Below are 6959 nucleotides of genomic sequence, written 5' to 3' on the forward strand. Positions count from 1 at the left end.
GCCGGGCGCCCGGCCCAGGCCGAGGTCGACGCGGTTCGGCGCGAGCGCCTCCAGCGTGCCGAACTGCTCCGCGATGACGAGCGGCGCGTGGTTGGGGAGCATGACGCCGCCGGAGCCGAGGCGGATGCGTTCGGTGTGCGCGGCGAGGTGCGCGAGGATCACGGCCGGCGAGGAGGAGGCGACGCCCGGCATCGAGTGGTGCTCGGCGACCCAGTAGCGGTGGAAGCCGCGCCGCTCGGTGAACTTCGCCAGCTCCACGCTGGTGCGCAGCGCGTCACTCGCCGTGCGTCCGTTGCCGACGGTCACCAGGTCCAGCACGGAGAGGGGTACGGGCGCCTCGCCCTGAACCGTCCCGCGGATCTCGTCCACCGATCTACCTCCTGCGTCGCGTCGTCGACTGACCCTTCGACGCACAACAGGAGACGGTCCCCGTTTATTCCCGTCCCGGGTCAGTCCGGTCTCCTCGATGAGACGACGAGTCCTTCGCCGCCGTACACCGACTCGTAGTGAATCTCTATCACCAGCCGGGACTTGAGGCGGTCGTGGAAGCGGACGAGCCGCTCGGTGTCGTCCGTCTCGTACAGCACCAGGAAGTCCGTCCGGCCCGCCGGCAGGACGTCACCCCGGTGGCACCCCCATTTCCCCACCTTCTCGTCGTCGTCGAACATCAGATTCCACGCCGGCCGCGCCCACTCCCCCACGGGCTCGCCGTCCCAGCGCACCACGCAGTCCGTGACGACGGCGGGGCCGAGCCCGGAGTTGGTCAGCCGGTAGCCGGTATGACCCGCGCGGCGGTCGCGGACCCGCCGGATCTCCAGGATCGGCCGGACCGACTGCCGGTTGTGTTCCCGGGCCGCGCGGGCCTGGGTGTGGCTGACCCACAGCGAGCCGAGCGCGATGACGATCGCCGCCACGGCTATGACCGTCTCCACCCGCGCCCGCCCCTCACTCACGCCTGCACGATCGGCTCCCTCGTGAAGAGAGTGCCCAACTGCGGTGCGTTGACGCGGCGTTCGGTGAGGCGGAGGGCTTCCCAGACGGTGATCTGGTGGGCGGTGAGGACGGGTTTGCCGAGTTGGCGTTCGAGGGCGGGGAGGTGGGCGACGGTCCGGAGGGAGGTGTCGGGCAGCAGCAGCGCCTGCGCGTCCGCGTGGGCCGCGGGGTGGACGGAGGCGGCGAGGTCCGCGCCGAGGGGAGCCGTGGAGACGACGCCCACCCCGCCCTCGCGCAGGAACTCCGTGAAGGCGGGGTGGGCGTGCGCGGTCACCACGGCGACCCGGGTCACCCCGAGTTCCCGGGCCGCGTGCACGAACCCGAACGCGGTGGACGACGCCGGCAGCCCCGCCGTCCGCGCCAACCCCCTGACCTGCCCGAACGCCCCCTCCCATCCCTCGGTCACGGCGCCGGTCACGCTCGCCCACACGACGGAGTCGGCCCCGTCGAGCCGCAACTCCTCGGTACACGCGGCGAGCCGCTCCGGCGAGTCCCCGGCCGGGTCCGCGCGGATCAGGTCGATCCGGATGTCACTGCCGAGAAGCTGCTCGACACGGGGGTAGTCGTCCTCGGCAGGTTCGCCCGGGACGAGCAGTCCGAGTGCGGTCATGGTGAGTGGCCCTTCCTCGCTACGGCGGCTACTTCTTGGGTACGACGGCTACTTCTGGGCTACGGCTTCTGCTTCTTCGGACGACGGCTTCCCCACGGCACGGCGGCACCCGTACGACCCGTACGACCCCTACCGGGTCACCCGTCCCGATTCCGGCGCCTCCCTCCGCCGGGTACCCCGTACGACGCCCACCCCCGCACCGCTTCCCCCTCAGCCATCCGTACGGCCCTGTTGACGCCGCCCGGCGGCGGTGCCAGCGTGTTCCCACCCACCGGCACGAGCCAGGTCACGAGGTGCCATGACCGCCCCCACCCTCCTGGTCCTCGACGCCGAGCCCCTCCCCCGCCTGGGCCGCCTGACCGGCCGGGCCAAGGTCGTGCACACCGACGCGGCCGAACTCGCCGCGCGGCTGCCGGAGGCGGACGTGCTGCTGGTGTGGGACACCGCCACCGATGTGGTGCGGGAGCTGTGGGGCGGGGACGGGACGCCGGGGGCGGACGTCGTACAGGGGGCGGGTGAGGCGCGGCCGAAGTGGGTTCATGTGGCCGGGGTGCCGGTGGACCGGGTGCTGGGGCCCGCGCTGGCCGCGTCGGACACCGTCCTGACGAACGCGCGGGGCGTCTTCGAGGAGGCGGTCGCGGAGCACGTCGTCGCGCTGGTGCTGGCGATGGCCAAGGGGTTGCCGGGGGCGTGGGAGGCGCAGCGGGCGCGGGAGTGGCGTCACCGGGAAGTACTACGGGTACGGGGGACCCGGGCGGTGGTGGTGGGGGCGGGTCCGGTGGGCCGTACGGTCGCGCGGGCGCTGAAGGCCGTCGGGGTGGGGGTGGCGCTGGTGGGGCGGGTGCCGAGGACCGGGATCCATGGGCCCGGAGACCTGGACCGGCTGCTCGCGCGCGCCGAGTGGGTGGTCGCGGCGGCTCCGCTGACCGGGGCGACGCGCGGGATGTTCGACGCACGCCGGTTCGGGGTGATGCTGCCGTCGGCGCGGTTCGTGAACGTGGCCCGGGGTGAGCTGGTGGACGAGGGCGCGCTCGCCGAGGCGCTGCGGCGGCGGTGGATCGCGGGGGCGGCGCTGGACGTCTTCTCTCAGCAACCGCTTACGCCGGGCAGCCCGCTGTGGGACGTGCCGGACCTGCTGGTGACGCCTCGGACGAGCGGCGCGTTCGTGGGCCACCACGACCGGCTGGCCGCGCAGTTCGTGGAGTTGTGGGAGCGGTGGGAGGCGGGAAGACGGCTGGTGAACGTGGTGGACAAGGCCCGCGGATACGTCCCCGGCCACTGACACCCGCCGCCGTCTCCGTAGATATTTCCGCCGGGGGTGCTCGCTGCGGCCGTCCGACTGCGAGGCGTGTGCACGCCAAGCGTGCAGGTCCGGGCGCCGGTTCACGCCAATGGCATATGCCACTCACACATTGCCGCACGTGAGAGGCCCTACGGTCACCCCACGTTCTCGTCAACACCCCCTCCGTATCCGGCGGTTGACGGTTATCGTGGAGGAGATCCGCCACCCGGATCACGATCCGTCGCCGGATCACGGCCTGAAAGCGAGCGCAGGGGGAAAACCGTGGCGCTGAAGCACGAGCCGACCACGCCGTACCACTCCGCGCGGGAGGCGTTGCGTGTCCTGGAGACCATCGCCGGGCACGCCGGCGGTGTCACCGACATCGCGCTCGCCCGCCGCACCGGCCTCGGCGACCGCAGACTGAGCCCGCTGCTGCGGATGCTACGCCGTGAGGGGTACGTCGAACGGACCACCGACGGCGCGTACGTCGCCGGCTCGGCCCTCGCCCGCGTCGACTCGGCGCGGGACCGGGAGACCGCCGTGCGCGAGAAGCTCCAGCAGACTCTGGACCGGCTGCGGGACTCGGTCGGGGCGGCGGTCTACATGAGCCGGTACGTCGACGGCGAGATAAGGGTCGACCAGTACGCCGCAGGGCCTACCACTCCCGTGGTCCACGAGTGGGTGGACTTCCGTTTCTCCGCGCACGCGACCGCGATCGGCAAGAGCCTGCTGGGGCAGCTCGACCGCGACGGACGCCGGGACCACCTCTCCCGCCACAAGATGGCCCGCCTCACCTCGCGCACGATCACCAGTGACAAGATCCTGCTGTCCCGGCTGGAGTCGCAGCCCCCCAGCACTCCGGTACTCGACCTCCAGGAGTACGCCGTGGGTACGGTCTGCGCGGCCGTGCCGATCCCCTCCGGGTCGTCCGCAGGGTGCCTCGCCCTGTCACTGCCGGTCGAGGACGCGCACCGGCTGCGGCAGGCAGCCGACAGACTGCACCGGCAGGCGGCGCCGCTGCTGCTGTCGCTGGCGATCTGAGGGGGCTGTCCGGCGCGGGGGCGCCCGTGGTCACGAGCACCCCTGCGGACCAGGTAGTATTTTCTCTGTCGCCGGGAGAAAGCAACACAAACCCGGCGAGAGTCAAGCGCCGCTAGCTCAGTTGGTTAGAGCAGCTGACTCTTAATCAGCGGGTCCGGGGTTCGAGTCCCTGGCGGCGCACATCGGAAGGGCCCTTCGCTTCGGCGAGGGGCCCTTCGTCATGAGGTCCTCCGGCAGCAGGGCGCGTACCCGTAATACCCGTAGCACCCGTACTACCCGGCATACTCCGGTACGACGTCTCCCCCGGTGGCCGCCACCACACCGGGTCCCCGCACCGCACCCCCTCCTTCCGCAGCCGCGCCCGCTGGATCTTGTTCGTCGCCGTCACCGGCATCCGCTCCAGGACCCGTACGAACCGGGGCGCCATCTTCGTCCCCAGATCGGGCTGGGCCAGCAGGAACGCGGCGAACGACTCCGGCTCGAACCTCCCCGCGATCGCCGCCATCACCTGGTCCCCGGTCACCTCGTCCGGCACCGCGTACACCGCGACGGCATCGGCGCCCTCGTACCGCGCGAGGATCGCCTCGATCAGCGCCGCCGCCAGGTTCTCCCCGTCCACCCGGATCCGGTCGTCCCCACGCCCGGCGAAATAGAGGTAACCGTTCTCGTCGCGGTAGAAGAGGTCCCCCGTCCAGTACGCCCCGCCGCGCCGACGCTCGGCCTCGGCGGCCGGATTGCGCCAGTACCCCTCGAAGGGGCTCGGCCCGTGGTTGACCAACTCCCCTATCGCGTCATCCCCGTTGAGGAGTTTCCCGCCCGGCCCGAACACCGCCGGCGGGCAGACGGCGGCCGTCTGCGGATCGCGGACGACGAGACCGGGCGTCGCCCGCCCGACCGCGCCGGCGGGTGTCCCGGGCGACCACTGGATCGCCGCCCCGCCCTCGCTGGAGCCGTACCCCTCCACGAGCCGGGTCCCGAACCGCCGCTCGAACGCCGCCGCGTCGACCGCTCCCGCCTCGGTCCCGAACCCGGTCCGCAACCGGTGGTCGCGGTCCTCGCCCGGCCGGGGCGGCGTGGCCAGGACGTACTGGATCGCGCGGCCGACGTAGGTGAAGTACGTGGCCCGGTAGCGGCGTACGTCGTCCAGGAAACCGGTTGCCGAGAAGCGGGCGCGCAGGGCGACTCCGGCGCCGGCGGCGAGGGCGGGGGCCCAGCCCGCCATGACCGCGTTGCCGTGGAACATCGGCATGCAGAGGTAGTGGACGTCGTCCTCCCCGACCGCGAACTGTCCGGCGAGACTGCGGCCGGCCGCCGCGAGGCGCCCTTGCGTGCAGATCGCGGCCTTGGGGGCGCCGGTGGAGCCGGAGGTGAAGTAGAGGAGGAAGCGGTCGGCGGGGGTGGGCGGGCTCGGGTTCCGGTAGAGCGCGGTTGCCGCGAACTCCGCGAGGAGAGCGGCGTATTCGTCCGTGCCGGTGGTCAGGATGCGGACGCCCGGGAGGTCGAGGCCGCGCAGGAGCGGGAGTTGGGCCGGTTCGGTGATCAGGAGGGCGCAGTCGGTGTGGAGGATGTCGCGGGCGAGGTCGGGGCCGCGGTGGGTGGGGTTGACGCCGACGACGGCCGCGCGGGCGAGGGCCGCGGCACCGAGCCAGTGGACGAACTCCGGTGTGTTGTCGAGGAGTACGCCGATGTTGGGTGGCGCGTCCGGCCGGAGGAGGGTGGTCAGCAGGGCGGCTCTGGTGGAGGCTTCGCGCGCGAGGTCGTGGTGGGTGAGGACGGTGTCCCGCCACCACAGGGCCGGGCGGTGGTCGGCCCAGCCCCGGGCGACGAGTTCGGCTGCGGTGGTGGTGTACTCCATGGCCGCGCACGGTAGTTGACGTACCGTCAGATGTAGATGGTCACGGCGTGAGGAGTTCGGTCGGGAAGTCGTCGGGCAGGTCGCTCGGGCTGCCACCGGAGGCGCCGTCCGACAGGTCGAAGAAGGCGTGGACGCCGATCATGAAGGCGATGCAGAGCGCGGCGAAGACCCCGAGGAAGATCAGCAGCATTCCGGACTCCGCCATCAGGCGGCCCCGCATCGGCGGCAGCGCGGTCGCCCGCTCCGGGTGCTCCGGGGTGTAGTGGACGGTGACGAAGTCCCCCTCGATCACCGTCCCCGGGCCGTTCTCCTCCTCGAAGCGGACGGTGCGGCCGTCGCGTGCCGTGAACTCGTAGACGTGGTGCAGGGTCGTACGGATATGACGGTGCTCCCCGCCACCACTGCTGGTCGTGGTGTACGTGCGCAGGCAGCGGCCCTCGGCGGTGAGGCCGCTGTTCCACGCGAGGGTGATCCGCCGGGAGCGGCGGATCACGACGACGGCCATGCCGACAACGCCGGCGAGCATGAACGACGGGACGATGTAGAAGAGAACGTCCATGAGATCCCCCGGTGTGCTGGTCGGTGCACCTGCGTGGTGGTCGGTCCACGTCCCGGGAACGTACCTCTGACGTACTACGGGTTGCCTCAGGGGAAGCTCAGAGTTTTACGCCCCGCTCTCCCCTCGCCCCGCGCAGAACGCCACGGTGAGGTCCTTCACCAGTGCCTTGCGCTCGTAGTCGTCCAGTTCGACCAGGCCCCGCATGGTGAGCCGGGTGACCGTGTCCTCCACCGAGTCGACGACCGAGGTGAGGACGGTGGCGCGGTGCTGGGCGTCGAGGGCGGCGATACGGCGGCGGTGCATCGCGGCGGCGACCTCGGGGGCGTACTCGACCCGGACCGGCTGGACGGAGTACACCTCAAGTCCGATGGCCCCGGCGTCCGCCGTGACCAGCCGGGTCAGCGCGTCCCCCGCCGTCTCGACCGGACCGCGCCCGGCGCCCGGCATCTCCACCGGCACCCTCGCGAGCGCCGCCTCGACACATTCCCGCAGGTAGGTCTCGTGGTCCTCGACCCCGAGCGTGGCCCGCGCGGTGTCGCGCACCCGCCAGACGACGAGGACGACGGCCCGCAGCGCGACCCCGCTGCCGTCGGCGGCCGGCATCGGCTCGCTGCGCCAG

General features: G+C 72.1%; 8 protein-coding genes and 1 tRNA gene. 3 read left to right on the plus strand and 6 right to left on the minus strand.

The window, feature by feature from the left end; genetic code table 11:
• The 3 genes from ACVNF4_RS30085 to ACVNF4_RS30095 all read right to left on the minus strand — a co-directional run.
• A partial coding sequence (locus ACVNF4_RS30085) for an MsnO8 family LLM class oxidoreductase (protein WP_461806038.1) occupies positions 1 to 369 on the minus strand: 369 nt, incomplete at its 3' end.
• Between the two features lie 80 nt (positions 370 to 449).
• On the minus strand, positions 450 to 953 hold the full coding sequence (locus ACVNF4_RS30090) for a hypothetical protein (RefSeq protein ID WP_461806039.1): 504 nt from the start codon (positions 951 to 953) through the stop codon (positions 450 to 452).
• Positions 950 to 1603: an aspartate racemase/maleate isomerase family protein gene (locus ACVNF4_RS30095; RefSeq protein ID WP_461806040.1), complete on the minus strand. Its 654-nt coding sequence runs from the start codon at positions 1601 to 1603 to the stop codon at positions 950 to 952. Before ACVNF4_RS30095 ends, ACVNF4_RS30090 begins: the two co-directional genes overlap by 4 nt.
• Before the next feature lie 298 nt (positions 1604 to 1901).
• Here ACVNF4_RS30095 and ACVNF4_RS30100 point away from each other — a divergent pair, with 298 nt between their 5' ends.
• The 3 genes from ACVNF4_RS30100 to ACVNF4_RS30110 all read left to right on the plus strand — a co-directional run bounded on the left by ACVNF4_RS30100 (position 1902) and on the right by ACVNF4_RS30110 (position 4106).
• Positions 1902 to 2885, plus strand: coding sequence for a D-2-hydroxyacid dehydrogenase (locus ACVNF4_RS30100; protein ID WP_461806041.1), 984 nt, complete (start codon positions 1902 to 1904; stop codon positions 2883 to 2885).
• A gap of 282 nt (positions 2886 to 3167) precedes the next feature.
• Positions 3168 to 3926, plus strand: a complete 759-nt coding sequence (locus tag ACVNF4_RS30105) for an IclR family transcriptional regulator (protein ID WP_461806042.1) — start codon at positions 3168 to 3170, stop codon at positions 3924 to 3926.
• Between the two features lie 106 nt (positions 3927 to 4032).
• Positions 4033 to 4106: transfer RNA gene (locus tag ACVNF4_RS30110), tRNA-Lys, on the plus strand.
• On the opposite strand, the gene ACVNF4_RS30115 is transcribed toward ACVNF4_RS30110, so the two are convergent.
• The 3 genes from ACVNF4_RS30115 to ACVNF4_RS30125 form a co-directional block, all read right to left on the minus strand.
• On the minus strand, positions 4072 to 5781 hold the full coding sequence (locus tag ACVNF4_RS30115) for an AMP-binding protein (protein ID WP_461806043.1): 1710 nt from the start codon (positions 5779 to 5781) through the stop codon (positions 4072 to 4074). The two genes, ACVNF4_RS30110 and ACVNF4_RS30115, sit on opposite strands and share 35 nt — an antisense overlap.
• 40 nt (positions 5782 to 5821) lie before the next feature.
• A complete protein-coding gene (locus ACVNF4_RS30120; RefSeq protein ID WP_461806044.1) occupies positions 5822 to 6340 on the minus strand; it encodes a DUF3592 domain-containing protein in 519 nt (172 codons plus the stop codon).
• 105 nt (positions 6341 to 6445) lie between these two features.
• On the minus strand, positions 6446 to 6959 hold a 514-nt coding region (locus ACVNF4_RS30125), incomplete at its 5' end, for an SPFH domain-containing protein (RefSeq protein WP_461806045.1).

This window comes from Streptomyces sp. S6, from assembly GCF_054880855.1.